This is a genomic window from Campylobacter sp. GTC17093, assembly GCF_055397635.1.
Genome location: NZ_AP038832.1, coordinates 112,675 through 137,172 on the forward strand (window position 1 = coordinate 112,675; position 24,498 = coordinate 137,172).

Here is a 24,498-nt window from a genome sequence, read left to right on the forward strand (position 1 = left end):
AGAAAAAGGGCAAAAGTGCCCTAAAATATTATAAACTTTCTTTTATTTGTATAGTTTTTATAGTGTCATTTGCTCTTATAGAATCTAATACTTCCTTGCTCTCATCATCAATCAAGTCACCAAAAATAGTATGAACACCATCAAGATGAGGTTGTGAACTATGACATACGAAAAATTGACTTCCGCCTGTATCTCTACCAGCATGAGCCATAGAAAGTGTTCCTCTTTGGTGTTTGTGTTCTTGATCATCACACTCACATTTTATTCTCCAACCTGGTCCACCTGTGCCAGTTCCGTGAGGACAACCGCCTTGTATAACAAAATTTGGTATAACTCTATGAAATATAAGATTATCATAAAAACCATTATTTGCAAGATTAGCAAAATTTGTAACAGTTTGTGGAGCTTCATCGCCGTAAAGCTTAACCTTCATATCGCCTTTGTTTGTAGAAATCACAGCAAATTTATACTTTGCTAGCTCTTCTTTATTTATATCATAAACTTTTAATTCTTCTCTCATTTTTACTCCAAATTTGTATAAACGGCTTGAACATCATCATCATCATCAAGCTTATCTATAAGCTTTTCTATATCTTCATACTCAGCATCACTTACACTAATTGCAGTATTTGGTACAAACTGAAGTGAGCCTTTTTTCATCTCTAAACCAAGTTTATCTATACCCTCACTTAGCGTTCCAAAACTCTCATAATCGCCATAAATGATTAAAATTTCTTCATCATCTTCTTTTATAAGCTTAATATCACTCATTCCATAATCAATAAGTTCAAGTTCTAATTCTTCTAGATCTTTATTGGGTTTTATAACCTCAAAAACCGATTTTCTAGTAAACATAAAGCTTAAGCTGCCACTTGGCAAAAACTCTCCGCCAGTTTTGTTAAAAATAGCTTTTACATTTGCAACAGTTCTTGTAGGATTATCTGTTGCACACTCAACTATCACAAGTCCGCCATGAGGCATTTTACCATCATAATGTATAGTTTTTATTTCACTACTATCTTTGCCATTTGCTCTTTTTATAGCAGCATCAATGTTATCTTTAGGCATATTTTGAGCTTTTGCAGTTGCGATAGCACTTCTTAACTTTGGATTCATATCAGGATCCAAACCACCCTCTTTTGCAGCAACTGTTATAGCTTTACCAAGCTTAGGAAAAAGTTTACTCATCTTATCCCATCTAGCTTCCTTTGAAGCACGCCTATATTCAAACGCTCTTCCCATAAAAATTCCTTAAATTTATAAAATTAAAATACAATTATATCAAATTTGAAATTATGCTCTACTTATTCCATTTCAAGTCGCATAAGATACATATCTTCGCCATCTGTGACATCTAATTTATTTGAGCCACATTCTGGACAAATAAAGTTATTTTCATCAAGTTCACCACTAAAACTACACTCTTTGCAATGAATTACAATATTTTGAATATTAATTAAAAGCTCTGCATTTTCACAGACAGTTCCAGCTTTAAACACATCAAAACAACTCTGCAAATAATGCGCTTCAATGCCACTTAGTCTGCCTATTTTAAGCTCTATTTTTAAAACTTTTGTAGCGTTATTTTTTGCTAGATTATCTTCGCAAAGTTTTACAAGATCTGCTACTATTGAAAGTTCATGCATTAACAAATCCTTGGCAAAAGCTCACCCTTAGGAAGCTCTAAAAAGCGCTCAGACTTATAAGCATTTTGCAAAATAACTCTTGGTTTTTTAGTTTGCGTAACTTCACCTATACAAGCTGCATTTTCATCAAAGCTTTTTAAAATTTCAAGCGCTTTATCACTATCTTTTGCACTTACTGCTAGGACAAAAGTTCCCTCATTTGCAAGCTCATATGACTCAAATCCTAAAAGCTCACAAATACCAGTAACTTCATCTCTTACTTTTATCTTTTCTTCGTAAATTTTAATCTCATTGTTAGTAAAACTTGCCCATTCATTTAGCACAGCACTAAGACCACCACGAGTTGCATCTCTCATAGCTAAAATCTCTATATTTGCATCAAGCAAAGCTAATACAACATCTTTAAGGCATTTACAATCACTTTTAAGTGAACTTTTAAAGCCTATCTCATCTCTTGCTTCAAGTATCACGGCTCCATGTCTTCCAATATCACCACTAAGTAAAATTTTAGCGCCCTCTTTTAGATTTTTTGTTTCTATTGGTTTTGATACTATTTTACCAATACCACTTGTGTTTATAAAAATTTTATCACATTTACCTTTTTCAACTACTTTTGTGTCACCACAAACGATTTTAATTCCATTTTTACTAGCTGTTTCTTGCATAGAAGTTAGAATTTCTTTTAACTCATCTATCTTCAAACCCTCTTCTATTATCAAAGAGCAGCTTATATACATAGGATTTGCACCTACCATACTAAGGTCATTTGCTGTTCCGCAAATCGCAATTTTGCCTATGTTTCCACCTCTAAAAAATATTGGAGTTACAACAAAAGAATCAGTTGTAAAAGCTAGTTTTCCACTCACATCTAGTATTGCCGCATCATTTGCTTCGCGTAAAATTTCATTATCAAAAATATTAAATATAATCTCATTTATAAGAGAGTTCATCTCTTCGCCACCGCCACCATGACTTAAAAGAATTTCTTGCAACTTAGCTCCTTTTTTGATATTTATAGTAAGCTGCGCACGCCCCCTCACTTGAAACCATGCATGAGCCTATAGGGTTTTGTGGATTGCAAGCTTTATCAAAAACCTTACAATCATTTGGCTTTGCTCTTCCTCTAAGTATTTCTCCACACATACAAGCTCTGTTTTCACCCTTACTTTCAACAACGCAGTCAAAAACTTTTTTGGCATTTAAGTTATCAAATTCACTTTTTAAATCATAGCCACTTGATTTAATTACTCCAAGACCACGCCAGTTAAAATCGCAAATTTCAAAATAACGTTCAATTAGCTCTTTTGCCTTTAAATTTCCATCTTCTTTTACAACTCTTTTGTACTGGTTATAGACCTCATAAGTGCCATTTTCATGTTGCATAACTAAATTTAAAATACTATCCATAATATCAAGGGGTTCAAAACCACTTACAGCAATTGGTGTTTTATAGTCATTTGCGAGGCTTTCATAAATTTTTGAACCAGTTATTACGCTTACATGACTTGGTCCTAAAAATGCATCTATATGCACATTTTCATCACTCATTATAGCCCTAATAGGAGCAGGAACAGTAACATGATTTATATGAAAAAACAGATTTTTTAAATTTAGCTTCAATGCTTTTTGCAGCACAACTGCACTCATTGGTGTTGTTGTCTCAAAACCAATCGCAAAAAATATAACCGTTTTATCTTTGTTTTCGCTAGATATTTTTATCACATCAAGTGGCGTGTAAAGAGATCTTATATCATTACCCTTTGCACGAAGTTTTTGAAGCGTTGTATAACTTCCTGGAACTCTAAGCATATCAGCAAGTGTACAAAAAATAGTATTTGGCATAGAAGCAAGTTTTATAGCCTCATCAATGCTTTTTTTTGGCATCACGCATACAGGACATCCCGGGCCATGAATGAAATTTATATTTTCGCCAACTAAATTTGCTATACCAAATTTCATCAAACTATGCGTATGTCCACCACAAATTTCCATTATATTTAGTGGTTTTTTGCTACTTTTTTTTATAAGCTCACTTAGTGCTAAAATAAGCTCTTTATCTCTAAAACTAGATATTAGATCCATATAATTAGTCTAAGCGTTATTTTTAGAAAGACCCATATCGCCTTCAAACTCGTTTATGGTACCGTCTTTCATCATCCGAGCTATCTCTTCATAAGCTTTTAAGCTCTCAAGTGCGTAAGCAGTGTCTATCTTTTCCATAGCAAAACCAACATGGATTAATACATAATCCCCTACATTTACTTTTTCACTGATTAAATCCAAGCTAACGCCACGCTCAACGCCCAAAGTTTCAACTATCGCGTAGTTGTTTTCATCTATGCTTTTAACCTTTGAAGGGATACTTAAGCACATTATCTAAGCTCCATTTTCATTTTTAGGTAATTTATCCATTTATCCATGCCATCGCCTGTTTTACTATCTAAGATGATAATATCAGATCTTGGATTTAGCTTTCTAAGCTCAGTTACCACATCTTTTATATCAAACTCGAAATGCTCCATCAAGGATGATTTTGTGATAACCACAAGGTCAGCTGCTCTAAACATGACAGGGTATTTTGCAACTTTATCGCTTCCCTCAGGTATGCTTAATAAAACTACATTTATATGCGCTCCAACATCATAGCTAGCAGGACAAACCAAATTCCCAACATTTTCTATAAAAACTAATTTCACACCATCTAAATCAAGATTATGAAGACCATCATGAACCATAAATGCATCTAAGTGACAGCTTTGCCCTGTGGTTATCTGATGTGCTCTAGCACCTGCTTTTATGACTCTATTGGCATCGCGGTTTGTCTCTAAATCACCCTCTAAAACAGCAATATTTGCATCCATTTTTTTAATAGTATTTTCTAAAAGTGTGGTTTTACCAGCTCCTGGACTACTCATCAAATTTATACACAAAATGCCAGCCTCATCAAAATGCTCTCTTATATGGGCTGCTTCATGATCGTTTTGGGAAAGAATTTTTGTTATAACTTCAACTGTTTTAGTATCATTTAGCGCAGGATGAGAGTGTGAATGTGGTACATTTTCTCCATCTTTGTGCATATTTTCATGAGAGTGTGAATGAAAGTGAGTTGTGCCATCAGCGTGAGTATGTTCGTGCTCATGAGAGTGCAAACTACAACCGCAATCTTTACACATTTTTGCTCCTTATTATTATAAATTAAGTGATTATACTATTTTGTATTAAAAACACACTTAAGTTATAATCACTATTTTTCCATAAAAGTCGCTCTATGCTTTCCAAAATCTTTTGAGATGTAAAGCGCGCGATCAGCTCGCTCCAACATGCTCTCAAAAGTATCACCTTGTGTGTATTTTGTATAACCTATGCTAAAGTTTATAATCAGCTTTTCTTCTTGAGCATTTTTATTTGGAGCATAAACAAAATCATATTTTTGATAAAGAATTCTATCTATAATATCTTTTATAAACTCACTACTTAAACCAGATATGCTTACTAAAAACTCATCTCCTCCGTATCTTGATACAATGTCTACTTTTCTTATAGCACTTGTTATCTTTTTAGCTGTGTACATTATAACATCATCTCCAACACTATGTCCGTATTTGTCGTTGATAGTTTTAAAATTATCAATGTCTAAAAATATAAGATATAAATTGTCTTTAGTCCTAGAAATTCTATCTATTTCTCTTGAAATTATATCTATAAATACAAAGCGATTATAAACTCCTGTTAACCTATCAAAATTTGAAGCTTTTTGAAGTTGATAATAAAACATTTTTGCATACTTAATAAGGAAAATTACCACAAAAGAAGCTAAAATCGATATGGCAATGGCTAAAATAATAGATAATATAAATATATTTTTACTTTTTTTAATCATCTCTTCATATTTTTTTGCACTTATATCAATGCCAATTGCCGCAACAAATGTTTGATTTTCATCATACACAGGAGCCATAGCGGAAAGAAAAGTACCATAATTATCTGTTTCAAAATTTTTATTTACATAAATTTGACCCGATTCAACCAATTCAAACCAGTTATCATGATTTTCTGTCTCTACAAGTTCTTCCATGATTTTAGCAGGAGCTACAACTGAATTTTTTGATATCAAATTTTGAGCATTAGCGACATCCAAAACATAATACTTTTTGTCATCTCTTTTTATCACAGTGTATATATCATAAATCTCTCTATAAACACTAAAAAACTCAAATAAAGGAGCTGTTACTTTTTGGTATGCCTCAGAAGAAGAATTTTGCTCATCTTCTACAATCCTATGCAAATTTGCATCTACGCTAAAAGATAGTGCGTAAGCTGCCATTCCAAGGTTATGTCTAAAATTTTCATGCTCAAAACTATTTCGTTTTTCATAAGTATAAGTTATTGGGATAACAATCATGGCAAAAAATACAAAAAAACAAATAAAACCAAAGTACATAGGTTTGTTTAAAAAAAGATTAGAAATTTTTTTCATTGTTCACCAAAAGTATTATAAATAACACTTTGTATTGTATCACAATTTAAACTATTTTTGGGATATAATGCAAAGTTTTTCATAATCTTTCATGTTAAAACTTCTGATATTTTTAAAACCACTTTCTTTTAAAATAGCTATAATCTCATTTTTTGTAAGTTGGTTTTTAAGATCAACTCCTTTGCTCCACTCTTGCAATGTTTCTTTCGTGCTTCCCTCAACATAAATTAAAAATTTTGCATCTTTTTTTAAAACTCTTTTAATCTCTAAAAAATCATTTTTTATATCTGGCCAAAAATAAATCGTCTCAAAAGCACAAACTATATCAAAAAAGCCGTCTTTAAATTTCAAATTTGAAACGCTTTGTTCATCTATAAAAACTCTTTTTTGTTCTATTAAATCCGCATTAAACTCACTTGATAACTCCACACTAGTACTAGAATAATCCACGCCATAAATGACGCTATCACTAAATTTAGAGGCTAAATTTGATATATTGCGTCCACCACCACATCCAACATCCATTATCTTTAAATTTTTAGCAAACTCTAAATTTGATATAGCCCAAGTTGCACCATCGTTGTGTTCTTCGTTCATTCTAAGTAAGGTCTGTTTCCCCTCTTCGCCTTTTGGAAATCTAACATTATCTCTATTCATTTTTATCCTTTTATTTCATTTAATCTATGTGCGGCTGTTTGTGCTAAGCTCTCATCCATATCATAAAACTCAAAGGTTGCCCCATGTTGCATAGTTCCATCAAGTATATCTCCACTTTGGCGATTTTTCAAATCTATTTTTGCAACCTTAAATCCATCTAATGTAGAACTAAATTCTTTTAGTCGTGGAGGAATAGTTTTTAATTTTGTATAAAGATAGCACCATCCCTCGCCTCCATTTCTACCAACTCTGCCTCTCAGCTGATGAAGCGAAGCTAGACCTAATTTTTCAACTCCAACTATGACAATGATACTAAGTTTTGGCAAAGATATACCAACTTCAACCACAGTTGTAGTAAGCAAAAGCAAGCCTTTATCCCTAAAATCAATTAAAACTTGCTCTTTGTTTTTGTCTTTTCCATGCGTAATGTAAACATTGCTAAAATTTTTAAGCCAAAACTCTTTTGCCTCATCCAAACTTTGGTAGTTGCTAACTTCGCTTTCTTCAACAAGCGGATAAACAATAATAACCTGTTTTCCAAATTCAATCTCTCTTTTTATATGAGCTATCAAATCCCTAAAACCATCATTTTGTATCACACAAGTGTGAATATGCTTTTCATAAGGAACGGTTTTTAAAAAACTGAAATTTACAAGTTGGGATTGAATTAGGCTAAGAGTTCTTGGAATTGGCGTAGCACTAAACTGCAAAAAATGCGCTCTAAAATCTCCATCTTTTGTTAAAAGATTTATCTTTTGACGCTGATTTGAGCCAAATCTATGTTGTTCATCTATCATAACAAGGCTTGTTTTTGGAAGATCATTATAAAGTAAAACATGCGTTCCTATTGTCAAATTTACGCCGTTAAAATCCAAGTTTTTATCGCCACTTTTTACAAGCATTACATTCATAAAATTTGGCAATAATCTCTTTGCTTCGCTATAAATTTGCTCAGCTAAAATGCTTGTTGGAGCCATTAAAATAGCATTTTGCGGATACACCATAAGAGCGGCACCAAGCATGACAAGCGTCTTGCCACTTCCTACATCGCCCATTATAACGCGCTTTGTTGCTTTTTGGGAGATAAAATCATCTTTTATATCATTTAGTGCACTTAGCTGGTCTTGCGTAGGTTTAAATGGCAAACTATCAAGCCAAGAAGCTATATCAAAAATATCAATTTTTTTTGCCATAAACTCAATTTTTTTGCCACTTAATTTTTTCATATAATTATAAATTTCAACAAATTTAAGTGTATTAAAAATCTCTTCATTTTCTTTTAAATTTGATAAAATCTCTATGCTTTGTAAATTGTTTTTATGTAAATTTAGTAATAAATTTGCCTCATTTTGTTTTAATCCTTGAGAAAGTAAATTTTTAGTAGTTATGTATTTGTTTATAAGATTTGTTATAGTGCTATCTTTTAAATCTCTTTTGAAATGCGGTAAAATCTCACCTATTTTTGTGACAACTCTTGGATTTACAAATTGCCAAGCTCCGTAAGCAAAGGATGATTTTGCATGTATAAACATTTTTTTACCAGTTTTAAAAGTTCCAAAATGCCACTTTCTAGCATTAAAAATGATGATTTTTATCTGGCACTGCCAAGTTATGCAAAACGCGCTTACTTGCAAAATACTAGCTTTTCTAGATTGAAACTTAACTTCTATTTCTACAACATTTTCGCCCTCATTTGGGGCATTTTTTATACTTAGATCATCATAGCTTTTTGGTAGCACCAAGGCAAGGTCAAGTAGGCTAGTTACGCCTATTTTTTCTAAATTTTCCTTGTCACTTGGTTCAAATTTCATTACTTATGATGCTAAAGCTTAGCTTTGTTATCTCATCGTGCGATGATATGTAGTCATTTAAATCTTTGAGTTTTATGTCTGCAATTTTCTTTAAATTTTCATTAAAAAAGCCTTCTTTTTGACCTAAATAATACTCGCTTTGTGCTACACTTAGTCTTTTTGAAAGTGTTTCTTTTCTAAGTGGCTCACTTCCAAGAAGGAATTTTTTAGCCATATCAAGCTCTTTTTTACTTACACCATTTTCTACAAACTTAGCAAATTCACTCTTTACAACCTCAAGAGCTTCATCTTTGCTTTCATTTTTAGTTTGCAAATATCCCCAAATTTGTTTATGGGAAAGATTTAGTGAATTTTTAGCATAAGCACTATATGCAAGACCTCTTTTTACCCTAACTTCTTCCATGAGTCTACTTCCAAAGCCACTACTTCCTAAAATAAAAGTAGCTACATCTGAAAGATAGTAATCTTGTATATTAACATTATATGGAGCACCAAAATATATATAAGCTTGCTCGGTTTTTTTAAACTGTTCATTGATATCTTGTTTTTTGGAAGTTTCAAATTTAGGTAAAACTCTAAGAATTCCTAAATTTAGTGGCTCTACCATATCTTTTAAAATATGTTCATCAAATTCTATGTCTCCACCCAAAACTATAAATAAATTTGAAAGATCTAAATTTTCTTTTAAAAAGTGCGAAATTTTTTCTTTTGTTATAGATTTTATACTCTCTTCATCTCCTAAACTAGGATTTGCTAATGCTGTATCTTTGTATAAAATGCTATTTAACCCTATTTTTGCTAAATAATCAAAATCGCTGTTTAAATTTGAAATTTCACTTGAAGTTATAATTTTTAGTTTTTCTATAGTATCTTCGTTTAAATTTGGATCATTAAAAAGCTCTTTTATAGCCTTAAGACCAAAGCTAAAATGTTCTTTTAAAAGATCTAAACTTATGCTAAAAGTTTCAAAACCACATCCAACATCAAGGCTAATTGCCCTCATATCAAGTTGTTTATAAAACTCACTAACGCCATCTTTGGCAGTTCCTTCATTCATTATCTTTTCACAAAACTTAGCAAGTCCTACCATAGAGTCATTTTGTACACCACCTGCAACCTTAAAAACTAATTGCATACTAACTATCGGCAAAGAGTTATTTTTCTCATAAATAACAGGAACTTTTATACCTTTTATCTCTATAAATTTTCTTTCCACTTAAATTAACTCCGTATTATTTGTAAATTTCCAAAATATCATAGTTTGTGTTGCGTTTTGCAGGAGTTTCTCCAACATCTTTTATGATATCAATGAGCTCTTGCGTGTTCATTCTAAATGTTGCTCCTGCTGCATTTACGACATTTTCTTCCATCATTGTTGATCCCATGTCATTTGCACCAAATTTAAGTGCAAGTTGACCTACATACTTTCCTTGGGTTACCCAACTACTTTGTATGTTTTTAAAGTTATCCAAAAAAAGCCTTGCAGCAGCAACTAAGCGCAAATATTTATTTGGAGATTGTTTTATTATATTTGGATGCTCTTCGATGAGTTTTGTATTGCCACTTTGAAAGCTCCACAAAATAAACGCCCTAAAACCACCTGTTTTATCTTGGAGATTTCTTATCATATCCCAGTGCTCAACTATCTCTCTTGTTGTCTCAACTGTGCCAAACATCTGCGTTGCAGTTGTTTTCATGTTTATCTTATGAGCGCTTTCGTGTACGTTTAACCAAGTTTTTGCATCAATTTTTTTAGGAGCTATAATCTCTCTTACTCTTTCACTTAAAATCTCAGCTCCAGCTCCAGGAATGCTGTAAAGTCCTTTGTTTTGAAGTCTTTTTAGAACCTCATCTATGGATATTTTACTAACTTTTGCTATATAACTTATCTCAATTGCAGAAAAACCATGAATATCTATATTTGGATATTTTGTATGGATATGCTCAATTAAATCCTCATACCATTCTATTTTAAGTTGTGGATGAACGCCACCTTGGAAAAGTATCTCTGTTCCACCAATTTCTATAAGCTCATCTATCTTTTTATCTATCTCATCATAACTTAATATATAAGAATCTTCATCATTTACTTTCCTACAAAAAGCACAGAATTTACAATCTACAAAGCAAATATTTGTATAATTTATATTTCTATCTATAACAAAGCTTGTTATTCCTTTGGGATGAAGCTTTTTTTTACGCTCATAAGCTCTCTTCCCAAGCTCATTTAAGGGCATATTATCTATCATCCAAACGGCTTCATCGATACTTATTCTATCTTTCAATTCATTGCCTTTTAAATTTTTACATACAAAGTAATTTAAGTTTATGGTTGATCATAGATGTATTTTTCGTTATTTTCTACCGTATCTATAAATCTACCAATCCTCTCCCATCTTATCTTGTACTCGCTATCCCATGAAAAATATATAAACCAAGGCTTACCAACTATAAATTTGTATGGCACGCTTCCCCAAAATCTGCTATCATAGGAGTTATCCCTATTATCTCCTATCATAAAAAACTCTCCAGCGGGAATTTTAACGTAAAATGCATTTATATTTAAGCCACTAAAATCATTTCTCTTTGGCAGCTCTTTAACAAAAGCTGGTTGCATCGCTAACTTACCTTCTTTTTGCATAACAGAAAGCATGGTTAAAAATAGGTCTTTACCGTCTTCATAATGAATGCCTTTTTTAGAGTAAGGCTCTTTTACAAAAAGTTTATCATTGAGAGTAACAAACTCTCTACCAGCAAAGACTTTTTTCATATACTCATCACCCTCATTCGCTCTTAGATAAAATGCTTTGCCATCAAAAATAACTTCATCACCGCCAGTTGCAAAATTTCTTTTTACATAGTGTATTTTTGGATTATGTGGATATCTAAACACAACGATATCGCCACGCTGTGGTTTATCCCCGCTGATTATATGACCATTACCATTAAAGTCTGGCAAAACTGGCACTTCAAGCCATGGGATGTGAGGAGTTGGTATGCCGTAGCTGTATTTTTTTACAAAAAGATGATCACCTATTAAAAGTGTATTTTTCATCGAACCGCTTGGTATTACAAAAGCTTGTGCTACAAAAAATATTATTAGCAAAACTATAATAACAGTTCCAGTCCAACTGCTTGAAAAACGATAAGCTTTAGATAATATTTTTTTCATAAATTTACTTTATTTAGTCTATTTTGAGCTGATTTTATGGTATTGCTAAGCAGCATTGCTATAGTCATTGGCCCAACTCCACCTGGTACTGGAGTTATAAAGGAACATTTATCTTTGACATTTTCAAAATCAACATCACCAACTAAACTTCCATCACTAAGCCTATTTATACCAACATCTATAATAACTGCGCCATCTTTTATCATATCAGATTTTACAAATTTTGGCTTTCCAATAGCAGCGACTACAATATCAGCCTGCTTTGTCATCATATTTAGATTTTTTGTTTTACTATGAGTTGCGATAACAGTAGCATTTGCATTTAAAAGTAAATTTATCATCGGTTTTCCAACAATATTGCTTCTTCCTATGACACAAGCTACTTTTCCAGTTAAATCAATCCCATATTCACTAAACATTTTCATAACACCAAGAGGCGTACAAGGCACAAAACCATCAATTCCACTTACTAAATTTCCAGTATTTATAGCATGAAAACCATCAACATCTTTAAGGGGGGATATAGCTTTTATAACTTTTTGTTCACTTATATGAGCTGGAAGCGGAAGCTGAACCAAGATTCCATCTATACTATCGTCTAAATTTAATACATCTACCAAAGCAAGAAGCTCACTTTCGGATGTAGTTGCAGGGAGTCTGTGCATTATAGAGCGTATCTCGCAAGCGTTACAAGCTTTTTCTTTTGAGTTAACATAAGTTTGAGAAGCCTTATCCTCTCCAACCAAAATAACTGCAAGAGCTGGTTGAACACCTAAGTTTTTTAATCTTAACGCTTCATCTTTTACTTCAGATTTTACCTTAGCGCTTAAGGCTTTTCCATCTAAAATTTTCATATTTTTCTCCGATATTTATGCTTTTTTTATCACAAAAATTGTATCATAGCTAAAATTTTATTTAAAAAGAGTAAATTTATATGAAATTTATAGTTTTTTTGAGTATATTTGCTTTAAATTTATTTTCTGCTGATTTTATCACAAAAGATGAATATGCAAAAATGCTATACCAAAATCCACGCGGAATTTCTTGCGTAAAATGCCACGGTAAAGATGGCAAGGGCACTATTATAGCAAGATATAAAGACATAAAAACCAAAAAAATTGATGGCCAAATATTTAAAGAAGAGATAAATAAGACCTTAGATGCACCAGATATCACAGCTCTTGATTTTGAGCATTTTACAAATGGCATTATGGATGCTAAAGGTGTTATGCCTACTTATTTTCTTACTATTGATGAGATAAAAAGCCTATACTACTATGTTACAAATAAAACAAATAATAACTCAAGCAAAGGAAAAAAATGACAAATAAATCTGCATTTGACGCAGCAAAAAAACTAATCCCTGGTGGCGTTGATTCACCAGTTAGAGCTTATAAAAGCGTTGATAACACTCCTCCATTTATAGATCATGGCAAAGGTTGCTATATTTATGATATAGAAGGAAACAAATATATAGACTTTGTGCAAAGCTGGGGACCTTTGATATTTGGGCATTGCGATAAAGATATACAAAAAGCAATCATAAATAGCACAAAAAAAGGTGTAAGTTTTGGCGCTCCAACACTAAGTGAGACAAATTTAGCAAAACTTATCCTTGATGAGTTTAAATTTATAGATAAAATTCGCTTTGTAAATAGTGGAACAGAAGCAACAATGAGCGCCATAAGAGTAGCAAGAGGATACAGCAAAAAAGATGGTTTGCTTAAATTCGAAGGATGTTATCACGGCCATAGCGATGCGCTACTTATAAAAGCAGGAAGCGGTGCTACAACATATGGAAATGCTAGTAGTAGTGGTGTTCCAGAAGATATCATAAAAAATACATATCTAGCCATATATAATGATATAAAAAGTGTGAAAAATGTATTTGAATCAAACAAAGATAAAATCGGCGTTGTTATAATAGAAGCAATAGCTGGAAATATGGGCTTAGTTCCTGCTAAAAAAGAGTTTTTAAAAGAGCTAAGAGAGCTTTGCGATAAAAACGGTGCAGTTTTAATCCTAGATGAAGTAATGAGCGGATACAGGGCATCAAAAAGAGGAAGTTTTGATTTTCATGATATAAAAGCAGATATGATAACTTTTGGAAAAGTTATAGGTGGAGGAATGAGTGCAGCTGCATTTGGTGGCAAAAAAGAGATAATGGACTGTCTAAGCCCAGATGGCACTGTGTATCAAGCAGGAACGCTAAGTGGAAACCCAGTTGCCATGAGCGCAGGAATTGCAGCACTTAGCAAAATAAACCAAAACAAAGATTTGTATAAAAAACTAGGCACACTTAGCCAGATGCTAATGGATGGCTTTAGTAAAGCAGCTAAAAAACATGGTATTTCGTTACAAACTGAAACCAGGGGCAGTATGTTTGGCTTTTTCTTTACAGATAAAAAGGTTGAAAACTACGAAGACGCACTAAAAAGTGATACAAAAGCATTTGCTAAATTTCATGCAAATATGCTAAAACAAGGGATTTACCTTGCTCCAAGTCAGTTTGAAACAAGTTTTATATGCAACGCTATGAATAAAAAAATAATACAAAAAGTTATAAAAGCAGCAAATAAAGCTTTTAAGGAGATGTAATATGTCAAAAGCAAATGAATTTATAAGAGGCGCCAATGCTTTGAGCCTTGGTATAGCAATGGTTGTTGCGATATTTTTAGGAATTGGGTTTGGATATTTACTAAAAAAATTTACAGGTATAGACTTTTTATTTTGGGTAGGTGTTGCATTTGGAATTTTTGCTGCAATTTTAAATGTTTATAAAGCATATAAAATACAACTTAACTCTCTAGATGAGCTTAAAAACGATCCAAAATATAAAGATTTAAAATATCAAGAAGACAAAGAAGATAGAGAAGAAGATGATGATAACCAAAAGTGGTGAGCTAAAAAACTTAGTTCTTACCTATTGTTTGCTTGATACTATGCTGATAATTATTTCTATTTTTATCGGCACTAATTTTTTTTTAAATTCACAAATTTCATTTTTTTGTTCTTTGATTATACTTTTTTCTAGTATAAGAGCTTATAGTAAAAGAGTTTTAAACGATACTTTTTATGATGAAAATGTATCTCAAACACATGAACAAAAACCAAAAAAATTTATGCCACAAAAAATAATGACCTTTTTTTCACCTTTTAGAATCATAGGTTACGCATTACTAATATCAGGGTTTTTATTTTTAAAAAATAGTGCTAGACTTGAGATATTACCTTTTTTACTTGGAATTTTTCTTATGCCACTTGGCATAATGATATTTGCATTTAGACTAAAGATATATGACCATTCAGCCGATAATATAAATAGCATTTAAGAAAAGGTAAAAATGGATTCTAAAATAACTAGCAATATAAATAGTGGTGTAAGCGGAGAAGTTTTAAAAAATACACAAAAACCTACCACTAAAATAGATGAAAAATCATCTTCTTCTGCGCAAAATTTACTAGAAAAAAAAGAGCTTTTTAAAAAGCCTGACATTGCTCAAAATGTAGCAGTTAGTGAAGAAAAAAACTCTGCAATTCTAGAAAAACTTGTAAACAAATTACTTGATGAGATAAAATCTAGTTCAAATTTAATGCTCAAAAACTCAGGTCTTACAAGTACTGCAAAATTTTTGCAAGTTGCTCCAAATTTATCGAAAGATTTAAGTGAACTCACTAAAGTTTTAGATAAGTTAAGTGAAAATTTACCTGAGCTAAAAGAGCTAAATGCAAAACTAAAAGAGTTTTTAAAACCAATTGCAGATATAAAAACAACTCCACTAAATACACAAATAAAAAATTCAGGAATCATGCTAGAAGCAGCAATAAAAGAAGCTTTAAATGAAGAAAATATACCAGCTAGCATAACAAAACTAGCAAATGAGATGAAAAGAGTAAGTTCAGATAAACTTATAAAAGAGTTTACAAAACTTGCACAAAATGATAATCTAGATACAAAAGAATCTTTTAATCAACTAAAAAAAATTTTAAATGAAGCTAAAAAATCAGCCCAAGAAATCATCCAAAATCCAAAAAATTCTGATTTGAAAAATATTGCAACAACAGCTTCTAAGCTCGAAAATATAGTAAATTTCTTAAATAAACTAAACTCAAAAAACATACCATTAACTATAAACCAAAACATTTCAACATCATATACAAAAGATCAAAATATAGCGCAACAAAATATAGCAATGAATAATAAAAATACAGCTTTAAATATAAACAATACAAATATGCCAAATGCAACAAATATTTCCAATACAGTAGATAAAACAATAAATTTAAATCAATCTAACGATAGCATAAAAGATGAACTTTTAGATACTAAAAATAAAGCAAATGTTTCGCAAGAAATTAAAGAAAAAGATACAAATATTAAAGACATAAAAAAATCCCCTCTTGAATCTTTGCTAAAATCAGAACAAACTACAACTAATCAACAACAAAATAAGTCTTTAAAAGAAACATCTATCACAAAAGAAGTTGCAAAACAACTTACAAATAACATCAATTCAATTGTAACTTCTTTAAAAACAGAAATAAGCAATATAAATCTACCAAAAAACGAACAAATATCAAGCCTCCAAAAAGAAATTAATAATATCATTAGCGATATACAAAACTCAATAACTAAAATAACTTCAAATGAACAAAGCATGGCTTCAAACTTTTCACAAAGCATAGCTACAGATAATTCAATATCAAAAAGTGAAAATTTCACACTTCAAGATAAATTAAGCGCAGCTGCAAATAAATTAAATCAAATTTCAAAACTTACAAGTAGAGAATTTAGTGATGCAAAAATCACGCTTGGCGAAACAAAAAGTTTACTAAAAAATTTTGATGTTGCACAAAATGACTTAGAAAAAATTACTCCAAAAAATAGATCTGAAGCAATGGCAAATTTAGATGGGGATATCAAAAAAACTCTTTTAAATATAAATAAAACCACAGAAAATAGCTCGCTTCCTAACGCAAACCAAGCAAATAATATAACAAATAAACTTATTGCACAAATTGACATCCATCAACTAGCCTCTTTTGCCTCAGGTTCACTTCAAACCTATATGCCATATGTCTGGGAAGGAGTAGAAGGCGGAAATATAGCTTTTAAACAAGGTAAAAAAAATAAATATTACTGTAAAATAGATTTAAATTTCAAAGATCATGGTTCATTAAATGTATTTTTGGCACTATCAAAAGATAAATTTTTAGAAATTTCCATAGCCGCTCAAAGCGAATATTTTAAAAATCTTATACTTGAAAACTCAAGGGATTTAAAAACTGCGATCATCGGAACCGGTCTAAATATTACAAATTTTTCCCTAAAAACCATGTCAAAAAATACTCTTTTGAATGCATATGAATTTAGCGACATGTTTGATCTTGGCTTTGATAAAAGAGCATAAATGGCAAAAATAAAAAAAGCTGTCGCATTAGGATATAATCGTGAAAAAGATAACGCTCCAAAAGTTTTAGCAACTGGTAAAGGCGAAATTGCATCAAAAATTATAAATTTAGCAAAAGAACACGAAATTCCCATAAAAGAAGATGAAGACTTAGTTGAACTGTTAAGCAAAGTAGATATACATCAAGAAATACCACAAAACTTATACAAAGCAGTTGCAGAAATTTTTAGCTTTTTATATAAAATCACAAATAAAACCAAATAATTTAAAGACTATATAAAAAACCTTTTTAAAACTAATTTTACGAAAACAATATTAAGTTTACCAAAAATGATATTATAAATCATTTTGAAATAGCTCAAGAACAGAGATTATAGAAAGATTTTATTCAAAACAAATAATTTCTTTTTTATATCCATACATAAAAAATTAAAAGATAGCGTTAGATTTTCAAATATTACCACCTATGTTCTAGATTTAGATGAAAATACAATAGCATTAAACGATAAAAAAATAAAGATGAATTAGAAAAAGATAAAACAAAGGAGGCAAGGATTTTTTAGAAAAAATAAATAATTAGAAAATATCAATCACAGATAAAAAAATAGATGGAAATAAACCATTTCAAATTAAAATAGTCTACAATTTGGTATAATCATAACCAAATAGATCATTTAAATCCATAAATGATACTTATGGGCATAATAAATAGCATAGAAATAGAGTTGTAAGTAAAAACGAGATATAAAAGGATATAAATGGCACAAAAACTTGTTTTGATTGGATCTTCTACTGGAGGACCGGGTCATCTAAAAAAGCTACTTGCTGATATTGATATAAACAGCTGTGCAGTAGTTATAGCTCAACATATGAGCCTAAATTTTATGAATACTTTTATAGAGCAAATGAAAGTTTTTTTTAAAAGTGAAAATTTGGTAAATAAAATTGATAAAAAAATATCTATAAAAAATGGAGTTTATATATGCACACAAAACTCAACTATACTTCCAACACAACCTCTTAGTATAGCACCATATGACGGGGAAATAAAAACAACATATAATCCAAATGTTGATATGCTATTTTCTTCGGCTGCAAAAATAACAAAATCAGCCGATATAATAGCAATTTTACTTACAGGCATTGGAGATGATGGAGCAAAAGGACTTTTTGAGCTTTATAAAGCAAAAGCCAAATGCATAGTAGAAAATGAAGAAAGTGCAATAGTTTATGGTATGCCAAAAAGAGCAAAAGAATTAAACCCACATGTATTGTCTCTTAATCTAGCAAATATTAAAATAAGACTTGAAAGTTTTTTAAAGGAAAATGAACAATGAATGAAAAACCTATTTTACAAGATGGTCAAAATTTTGAAAATGTTTTAGACGTTATTAGGCAGTTTACTGGCTCAGAGTTACTAGATAAAAAAGATATTGCAAAAAAAAGATTAAATGATTTTGCGGTTTGTAAAAATATAAGTTCATTTGAACAACTTATGAATAAAATCATAGTAGATAGAGTATTAAGACAAGAAGTTATTAACTTAATTACAGTAAATGAGACATATTTTTATAGAGAAGTTCATCAACTAGAATCTGGTATTTATCACTGCAAAAAAAGCGATTGGCAAACACATATACTTTGCGCACCATGCTCTAGCGGAGAAGAAGTTTACTCTCTTGGAATGATAGCATATTCTTTAGGTCTAGATAAATCCATGCTTAGCATAACAGGTGTTGATATAAACTCTGAAGCTATCAATAAAGCAAATCTTGGCGAATATAGCGAAAGAGCACTACAAAAACTTAGTCTTTCTCAAAAAAATATATTTTTCGATAAAAAAGATGATGGTAATTATAAGATTAAAAAGCAACTTATGCCAAGACTTAATTTTAGAGTTATAAATGTATTTGATTATAACTTTGAAAAAATGGGCAAATATGACATAATATACTCAAGAAATATGCTTATTTATTTTAACAATGAGTTTAGGTTAAAAGCCATAGAGGCATTTTATAAACTTTTAAATCCAGGTGGAAGACTTTATGTGGGAAGCGCAGATACTGTTCCATTTACTGACGTTTTCAAAAAAAGTAGCGAACTAGGAATTTCTTTTTACGAGAAAATCTAAATTTTACTTTTAGTACATTAAGGAAAGGCTATAACAAAAAGCCTTTCTTTTATTTATAAAAATTATTATTGATATAAATTCAACTTATCTTGAAGATCTTTTAATGTTTCTTCTTCTCGTTGTCTAGAAAATTCTATAAGCTTACTTATACCATTTTGATTTCTATCTACTATCTCAAAACAATACCTCATGGATCCTTGATAGTTTAGAGCAACGACGAGCTTAAATTTTAGTTCCAAATCAAATTCTTCTAAAGTTTTTGGCATAACAAGACTAAATTTAGCAGTTATGACTTGAGAGTTTTTAAATCCTACATTTTCAGAACTTACAACGCCCATTCCGCCTTCAGATATATCATAAAGTTTTCCTATCAAACAAACATCCGCTTCATTACAAAGCGTAACTTTAGTAAATTTATTTGGATGAACTCTTGAAAATCTTCTATCTTTTGCTGGCATTTTTGCTTGTCTAGAAAAATTTCCTAGTAAAATAGTTGAGTTTTTGATATCTATGGATATAATATTAGCTTTTAAATGTTGAGGTAAATTATCATCTTGAAGTATATAAGCATTACCTTCTTGTTTCATTGCTAAAATTTGCATTAAATTTACTTTACAAACCACAGTGTCTTGTTCAATACTTATAATACTTCCTTCACATTCAACTTTTACACCATCATACAAGTTTAAAAAATGCAATTTGTTGGATGTATTTTTTACTCTATTTAAGTTATCTATTATATTTTCAAATAGTGAAAATCCATTGCTTTGGATATTTATGGTAGTTTTTTGTCTTTCTTGCAGTTGTTTTTGCTCGTGTAAATTTAGAATTTCATTATAAATTTCATTTGTAATATTAAAAAGATGAAGTATCCCAATATCTAGATCGGCTCTTTTTAATACGAATATTTTTTTTGAAAAAGCATAATGTAGTCTTGAAATCATACAAAGCAAAAAATATCTTTGAAACAAGACATCTTCAAACATGATTTTAAGAGTATTATATAAAGAATTTATATCTAACTTTTCACTAGTTAAAGATAAAAACATGGCACTACAAAAATCTGCCAAATCATACTCATCAACTTTTGCTTTTTTATATTCGCCACATTTTTCTTTTGCGTAATTTTGAAAATCACTTTTGATTGAATTTAATATAATTAAGCAGTTTTCTCTTATAAATTCCTTATCTTCAAAAATCATGTAAATCCTTGAATTAAAATTTAAACCTATTATAGCATTTTATTTTGAAATTTTTAGTAAAAGTAGATTAAATAAGTGGTGGGTTCACTAGGACTCGAACCTAGGACCATCCGGTTATGAGCCGGATGCTCTAACCAACTGAGCTATGAACCCAATTATTAAATTAAATAAAAATGTAATTTTACATTATATAAGCTTTAAAATAGCTAAATTTATGTATTTGCAAAAAAATCAAATATTTCTATATATATCACCACTATATTTGACATTTTTTGTATCCAAACTATCATCATCTAAAAAGCTATTTATAGCATTTTGACTTAAAGCATCTTCTATATCTTCTTGATAAGAATACACCATAACAACGCTAACAACATGTTTTAATTTTTCTATACTTTTAAATTTAGCAAGCTCATCATCAAGATTTTTAGCATTTATAAGAGCGACTATTTTTACTTCATTTGATGCAACAACTTCGCATCCATCTAAAGTAGCAATGCTTTCTTTTGCAACATCTATATATTTTTTATCTACATTTATCACTACACTTGATATATTCATTTAAATCTCCAAAATAAAATCTCATTTCCATATCCAGAGGCAACAATACTTGAATCATCTATAAAAATAATACTATTTATAGTATTCATGGATGTTTTTATGGTTGCTATTTTTTGCATATCACCCACATTTCTTACAGTTATATCACTATTTTCACCATCCATATAAGCAAACACATTTGCACTTCTACTAAGCCCAACACAATAAATCAAAAAATCGCTCTTTACAAATTTTATCTCACCGTTTCTTATCACAGCTACATTTTTATCAGCACTCCCACTTACTATAACAGAGTTTTCATAAAGCAGAGAATAAACGTTGTCCTTATGTGCACTATATGTCTTTATAACCTCTTTTTTTTGCGTATCAAAAAGATAAATAACCCCACCCTCATCTGCTACGCTAAGAGTTTTTTTGTCTGCGTTAAGTGCTATATCGCCTAATGCTGCAGTTGAAAATTTAAAAGAAAATATCACTTTACAATTATTTAAATCAAAATAGTAAATTTCATCACTAATTGAAGCAAGAATTGCTGTGTTCTCATCCAAAAAAAGAGCTTTTTTTATAGATTCGTCTTGTAAACTTATGGTTTTTAGCTTACTATTTTCATATATAGAAAGTGCTTTTTTACCAAAGTCTTCTTCGTGTAAAAGCATGATTTTTCCACCTATAGTATCGATACTAAAAGTTTTTGAAGGCATTTTCTCATTAATATATGTTTTTATATAAGGAATTTTTATAGGCTCAAGCATTTTCCTCAATTTTATATCATAAACTTCAACACTTGAATTATCTGTAGCTATGAAAAGTAAATTATCTTTTAGATGCATATTCATGGTATTTGATGCTAGTTCTATCTTATTATAAGGCTCTATAGCATAAGCAAGTACATAAAACATCAAGAAAAGCACCATTTTTTTCATTATTTATTATCCTTTTTTGGCAATATGTTTATTGCTTTTACAAAACAAGCTCCAATACACTCACCACATCCTACGCAGTTTTCATTTACAGTTGGCCTAAACACACCAAAATACTCTATAGCTTTATACTTACAAACATCCAAACAACTATAACATATCGTCTCATTCCATGCCAAACAAGCATTTACATTTATTTTTATAAATGCGCCTATACTATGCTCATTTTCTAAGCTTATTACATCGCTGGGACAAGCCTTAGCGCAGTTTTCACAGAAATTACAACCATATTCATTTGGAATAAACTCTACGCTAGTTTCATTAAATTTAAGCAAATTCCTCTCACACGATAAAACACATGGCGCTTCGCAGTCTTTACAATCAAATTTTCCACTAAAATATGGCGGATTAACAGGCTTTTTATTTCCTGTTAATCTTGAAATTATTCTCATATTTTATTTAACGCCTTCATTTATTACATCTAGTAAATTAGAGCTAGATATACCATTTTTTGATCTAAAATCAGCTTTAAAATTATTTTTAACCAAAGGTTTTGCATTTGCTTGAGGTACATGACAAGTTAAGCAAACATATCTTTCATCATCAAGTTTACCATGAAGATCTTCTCCATTTCTTAAGCTTACAAGATGTGATTTTGGTATAGCTGTAGCACCTGCATCTTTTGCAACTTCTGGCATATGACAGGTTACGCACATATTTAAATCCGTTGTAATAGGAGTAAGACCTTCTAAATCATGAGAAATAAGCGGTGGCGCATTCTCAAAAGATCTTTCATATTTTTTCGAAAGTCCTGCTGGCTGTTTTTTCCAGTCTACCTCAGCAAGTTTTATATCTTCTGTAGCAATATTTTGTCTTAATCCAAAATCAGAGTTTGAAACAACACTACCATTTTTGCTACAACCAATGAACAGTGCAATTATCATAAAGAATAATGCAAATTTTTTCATCTATTTTCTCCTTAAATTTCTTATATCAAATTTCAGCGAGTTGTGCTGGCAAATATCTACGCATCTACCACAACTTATACACTCACTAGATACATAACCATTTTCTTTTCCCACCATGTTTAAAACCTGTTTTTCCGGACAAACCCTTTTGCAATCCATACATTTTGAGCAATTTTTCATATCATAATGCACCCTAATGAGTGAAAATTTGCTACTTAGTGCGTAAAATGCACCAAGTGGGCATATATGAGAACAAATTCCTCTATCACATATGTATAGATCAAACACAAAAATAGCAAATATACAAAACAGAACACTTACATCTAAAAATATAACTCCTCTTTGAATTATACCTATATAACTTACATTTTCAAAAGCCGGAGTACTTAGTAAAAAGCTTAAAACCAATACTAAAACTAATACAAAATATCTTAAATTTTTTGGCAAATTTAAAACTTTAGCATCTTTTGCTATGCTAAATTTTTGCTTTATGAAATATGCAAAGCTAGTTATGAGATTTACAGGGCAAACCCATCCACAAAATACTCTTGGAGCAATTATCGAATATACTAAAAATATTATCAAGGCACCAATTATCGCATTTATACCAATACTAAAAGTAGCGAGATAAATTTGTAAAACTGCAAACGGATCACTTAATGCTAAAGTATCAAAAAGTCTAGAAGAACTTAGATCTCCACTTAATAGCTTAAATCCATAAAAGTTACAAACCAAAAAAAGTATAAGTATGATGATCTGAGACATTTTAGCAAGAAAACTATATTTTATCATTATAAATCCTTACTATTTAGATAATCAAGTGATTCTTTTTTATCTAAATCAATCTTAGTATCAACATCTTTAAGCTTTTTATCAGCCCCATCTATCCAGCCTTTTACATAATTATCATTCCCTTTGCCCATCACATATTCTCTTGGAATTACGGTAATGGATGATTTTTTAGTTATGCAAGCTCTTTCGCATTTTCCACACCCAGTGCAAAAATTACTATCTACAACAGGCAATAAAAACGCGTGCTTACTCGTTCTCTCATTGTGTTTATAGTCCAAAAAAAGAGCTTTATCTAAAAGTGGACAAGCTCTATAGCATACATCACACTGGATACCCCAATAAGCAACACAGGTTTTATCGTCTACTATAGCAACTCCCATTTTGGATTTTTTAATATCAAGCTCGCCATCGGTTTTTAGCAAGTTTATATCCAAAGCCCCAGTAGGACAAGCTTTTGTGCAAGGTATGTCGCTACACATATAACATGGCACAATCCTTGGCGTAAAAAAAGGCGTTCCAACAAGCGCGCTATCGCTTAGTTTGGCTAGTTTTAGTGTATCATATGGACAAGCTTTTACACAAAGAGCACATTTTATGCATTTTGCACTAAATTTCTTTTCATCTAAAGCTCCAGGTGGGCGCAAAAATACCTTAGTATCTTCTTTTGCAGCCACACTCCAAATAAAACCACCGCAAACTAGCAAACTAGCTATCTTAAAACCTTGTTTTAAAGCCTCTCTTCTTTGCATT

The 24,498-nt window shown here is 30.9% G+C and carries 29 protein-coding genes and 1 tRNA gene; 8 read left to right on the forward strand and 22 right to left on the reverse strand.

Translation table 11 applies throughout. The features are described from left to right. Positions 1-28: 28 nt before the first annotated feature. From ACZ5VL_RS00540 to folD, 14 genes are all read right to left on the reverse strand, one after another. The gene (locus ACZ5VL_RS00540) at positions 29-520 is read right to left on the reverse strand and encodes a peptidylprolyl isomerase (protein ID WP_464198957.1); all 492 of its coding nucleotides are present in this window, start codon (positions 518-520) and stop codon (positions 29-31) included. Between the two features lie 2 nt (positions 521-522). Then, positions 523-1,242, reverse strand: a complete 720-nt coding sequence (locus ACZ5VL_RS00545) for a YebC/PmpR family DNA-binding transcriptional regulator (protein ID WP_464198959.1) — start codon at positions 1,240-1,242, stop codon at positions 523-525. A gap of 62 nt (positions 1,243-1,304) precedes the next feature. Next, the gene (gene hypA, locus ACZ5VL_RS00550) at positions 1,305-1,646 is read right to left on the reverse strand and encodes a hydrogenase maturation nickel metallochaperone HypA (protein ID WP_464198961.1); all 342 of its coding nucleotides are present in this window, start codon (positions 1,644-1,646) and stop codon (positions 1,305-1,307) included. Then, complete coding sequence (hypE, locus tag ACZ5VL_RS00555) at positions 1,646-2,638, reverse strand: hydrogenase expression/formation protein HypE (RefSeq protein ID WP_464198963.1); 993 nt, start codon at positions 2,636-2,638, stop codon at positions 1,646-1,648. Before hypE ends, hypA begins: the two co-directional genes overlap by 1 nt. A 1-nt stretch (position 2,639) precedes the next feature. After that, positions 2,640-3,728 (reverse strand): hydrogenase formation protein HypD, encoded by a 1,089-nt coding sequence (gene hypD / locus ACZ5VL_RS00560; RefSeq protein WP_464198965.1) that lies wholly within the window; start codon positions 3,726-3,728, stop codon positions 2,640-2,642. A 9-nt stretch (positions 3,729-3,737) separates the two neighbouring features. Next, complete coding sequence (locus ACZ5VL_RS00565; protein WP_464198967.1) at positions 3,738-4,019, reverse strand: HypC/HybG/HupF family hydrogenase formation chaperone; 282 nt, start codon at positions 4,017-4,019, stop codon at positions 3,738-3,740. Further along, entirely contained in the window at positions 4,019-4,819 is an 801-nt protein-coding gene (gene hypB, locus ACZ5VL_RS00570) for a hydrogenase nickel incorporation protein HypB (RefSeq protein ID WP_464198969.1), read from the reverse strand. The genes ACZ5VL_RS00565 and hypB overlap by 1 nt, the downstream gene beginning before the upstream one ends. Positions 4,820-4,890: 71 nt before the next feature. Continuing rightward, a complete protein-coding gene (locus ACZ5VL_RS00575; protein ID WP_464198970.1) occupies positions 4,891-6,123 on the reverse strand; it encodes a GGDEF domain-containing protein in 1,233 nt (410 codons plus the stop codon). Between the two features lie 51 nt (positions 6,124-6,174). Continuing rightward, positions 6,175-6,780, reverse strand: coding sequence for a class I SAM-dependent methyltransferase (locus tag ACZ5VL_RS00580; RefSeq protein WP_464198972.1), 606 nt, complete (start codon positions 6,778-6,780; stop codon positions 6,175-6,177). 2 nt (positions 6,781-6,782) lie between these two features. Next, positions 6,783-8,591, reverse strand: a complete 1,809-nt coding sequence (gene recG, locus ACZ5VL_RS00585) for an ATP-dependent DNA helicase RecG (protein WP_464198974.1) — start codon at positions 8,589-8,591, stop codon at positions 6,783-6,785. Continuing rightward, positions 8,581-9,807, reverse strand: coding sequence for a M16 family metallopeptidase (locus tag ACZ5VL_RS00590; RefSeq protein WP_464198976.1), 1,227 nt, complete (start codon positions 9,805-9,807; stop codon positions 8,581-8,583). The genes recG and ACZ5VL_RS00590 overlap by 11 nt, the downstream gene beginning before the upstream one ends. A 16-nt stretch (positions 9,808-9,823) precedes the next feature. Next, positions 9,824-10,840, reverse strand: a complete 1,017-nt coding sequence (locus ACZ5VL_RS00595; protein ID WP_464200207.1) for a dehypoxanthine futalosine cyclase — start codon at positions 10,838-10,840, stop codon at positions 9,824-9,826. Between the two features lie 77 nt (positions 10,841-10,917). Then, a complete protein-coding gene (gene lepB / locus ACZ5VL_RS00600) occupies positions 10,918-11,763 on the reverse strand; it encodes a signal peptidase I (protein WP_464198978.1) in 846 nt (281 codons plus the stop codon). Then, complete coding sequence (folD, locus tag ACZ5VL_RS00605) at positions 11,760-12,617, reverse strand: bifunctional methylenetetrahydrofolate dehydrogenase/methenyltetrahydrofolate cyclohydrolase FolD (protein ID WP_464198980.1); 858 nt, start codon at positions 12,615-12,617, stop codon at positions 11,760-11,762. The genes lepB and folD overlap by 4 nt, the downstream gene beginning before the upstream one ends. A gap of 80 nt (positions 12,618-12,697) precedes the next feature. Between folD and ACZ5VL_RS00610 the strand changes: the two genes are divergently transcribed. From ACZ5VL_RS00610 to ACZ5VL_RS00645, 8 genes are all read left to right on the forward strand, one after another. Then, positions 12,698-13,087: a c-type cytochrome gene (locus tag ACZ5VL_RS00610; protein WP_464198982.1), complete on the forward strand. Its 390-nt coding sequence runs from the start codon at positions 12,698-12,700 to the stop codon at positions 13,085-13,087. Beyond that, positions 13,084-14,361, forward strand: a complete 1,278-nt coding sequence (gene hemL / locus ACZ5VL_RS00615) for a glutamate-1-semialdehyde 2,1-aminomutase (RefSeq protein WP_464198984.1) — start codon at positions 13,084-13,086, stop codon at positions 14,359-14,361. Before ACZ5VL_RS00610 ends, hemL begins: the two co-directional genes overlap by 4 nt. 1 nt (position 14,362) lies before the next feature. Further along, positions 14,363-14,665, forward strand: a complete 303-nt coding sequence (locus ACZ5VL_RS00620) for an AtpZ/AtpI family protein (protein ID WP_464198986.1) — start codon at positions 14,363-14,365, stop codon at positions 14,663-14,665. Next, a complete protein-coding gene (locus tag ACZ5VL_RS00625; RefSeq protein WP_464198988.1) occupies positions 14,643-15,095 on the forward strand; it encodes a hypothetical protein in 453 nt (150 codons plus the stop codon). The genes ACZ5VL_RS00620 and ACZ5VL_RS00625 overlap by 23 nt, the downstream gene beginning before the upstream one ends. 12 nt (positions 15,096-15,107) lie before the next feature. Continuing rightward, complete coding sequence (gene fliK / locus ACZ5VL_RS00630; protein ID WP_464198990.1) at positions 15,108-17,174, forward strand: flagellar hook-length control protein FliK; 2,067 nt, start codon at positions 15,108-15,110, stop codon at positions 17,172-17,174. Then, positions 17,175-17,438, forward strand: a complete 264-nt coding sequence (locus tag ACZ5VL_RS00635) for a FlhB-like flagellar biosynthesis protein (RefSeq protein ID WP_464198992.1) — start codon at positions 17,175-17,177, stop codon at positions 17,436-17,438. A gap of 494 nt (positions 17,439-17,932) precedes the next feature. Further along, on the forward strand, positions 17,933-18,511 hold the full coding sequence (locus tag ACZ5VL_RS00640; RefSeq protein ID WP_464198994.1) for a CheB methylesterase domain-containing protein: 579 nt from the start codon (positions 17,933-17,935) through the stop codon (positions 18,509-18,511). Then, on the forward strand, positions 18,508-19,305 hold the full coding sequence (locus ACZ5VL_RS00645) for a CheR family methyltransferase (RefSeq protein ID WP_464198996.1): 798 nt from the start codon (positions 18,508-18,510) through the stop codon (positions 19,303-19,305). The genes ACZ5VL_RS00640 and ACZ5VL_RS00645 overlap by 4 nt, the downstream gene beginning before the upstream one ends. Before the next feature lie 65 nt (positions 19,306-19,370). Here the strand turns inward: ACZ5VL_RS00645 and ACZ5VL_RS00650 are convergent, their stop codons facing one another. From ACZ5VL_RS00650 to napG, 8 genes are all read right to left on the reverse strand, one after another. After that, the gene (locus ACZ5VL_RS00650; RefSeq protein WP_464198998.1) at positions 19,371-20,507 is read right to left on the reverse strand and encodes a PilZ domain-containing protein; all 1,137 of its coding nucleotides are present in this window, start codon (positions 20,505-20,507) and stop codon (positions 19,371-19,373) included. A gap of 76 nt (positions 20,508-20,583) precedes the next feature. Next, positions 20,584-20,660 (reverse strand) — tRNA-Ile (locus ACZ5VL_RS00655). A 78-nt stretch (positions 20,661-20,738) separates the two neighbouring features. Then, positions 20,739-21,068 (reverse strand): chaperone NapD, encoded by a 330-nt coding sequence (locus tag ACZ5VL_RS00660; protein ID WP_464199000.1) that lies wholly within the window; start codon positions 21,066-21,068, stop codon positions 20,739-20,741. Continuing rightward, entirely contained in the window at positions 21,065-21,991 is a 927-nt protein-coding gene (locus tag ACZ5VL_RS00665) for a WD40 repeat domain-containing protein (RefSeq protein WP_464199002.1), read from the reverse strand. Before ACZ5VL_RS00665 ends, ACZ5VL_RS00660 begins: the two co-directional genes overlap by 4 nt. After that, a complete protein-coding gene (locus ACZ5VL_RS00670; RefSeq protein ID WP_464199004.1) occupies positions 21,991-22,440 on the reverse strand; it encodes a 4Fe-4S dicluster domain-containing protein in 450 nt (149 codons plus the stop codon). Before ACZ5VL_RS00670 ends, ACZ5VL_RS00665 begins: the two co-directional genes overlap by 1 nt. A gap of 3 nt (positions 22,441-22,443) precedes the next feature. Continuing rightward, positions 22,444-22,956: a nitrate reductase cytochrome c-type subunit gene (locus tag ACZ5VL_RS00675; RefSeq protein WP_464199006.1), complete on the reverse strand. Its 513-nt coding sequence runs from the start codon at positions 22,954-22,956 to the stop codon at positions 22,444-22,446. Then, positions 22,957-23,745 (reverse strand): quinol dehydrogenase ferredoxin subunit NapH, encoded by a 789-nt coding sequence (napH, locus tag ACZ5VL_RS00680; protein WP_464200209.1) that lies wholly within the window; start codon positions 23,743-23,745, stop codon positions 22,957-22,959. A gap of 2 nt (positions 23,746-23,747) precedes the next feature. Beyond that, entirely contained in the window at positions 23,748-24,497 is a 750-nt protein-coding gene (gene napG, locus ACZ5VL_RS00685) for a ferredoxin-type protein NapG (protein WP_464199008.1), read from the reverse strand. Between the last annotated feature and the right edge of the window lies 1 nt (position 24,498).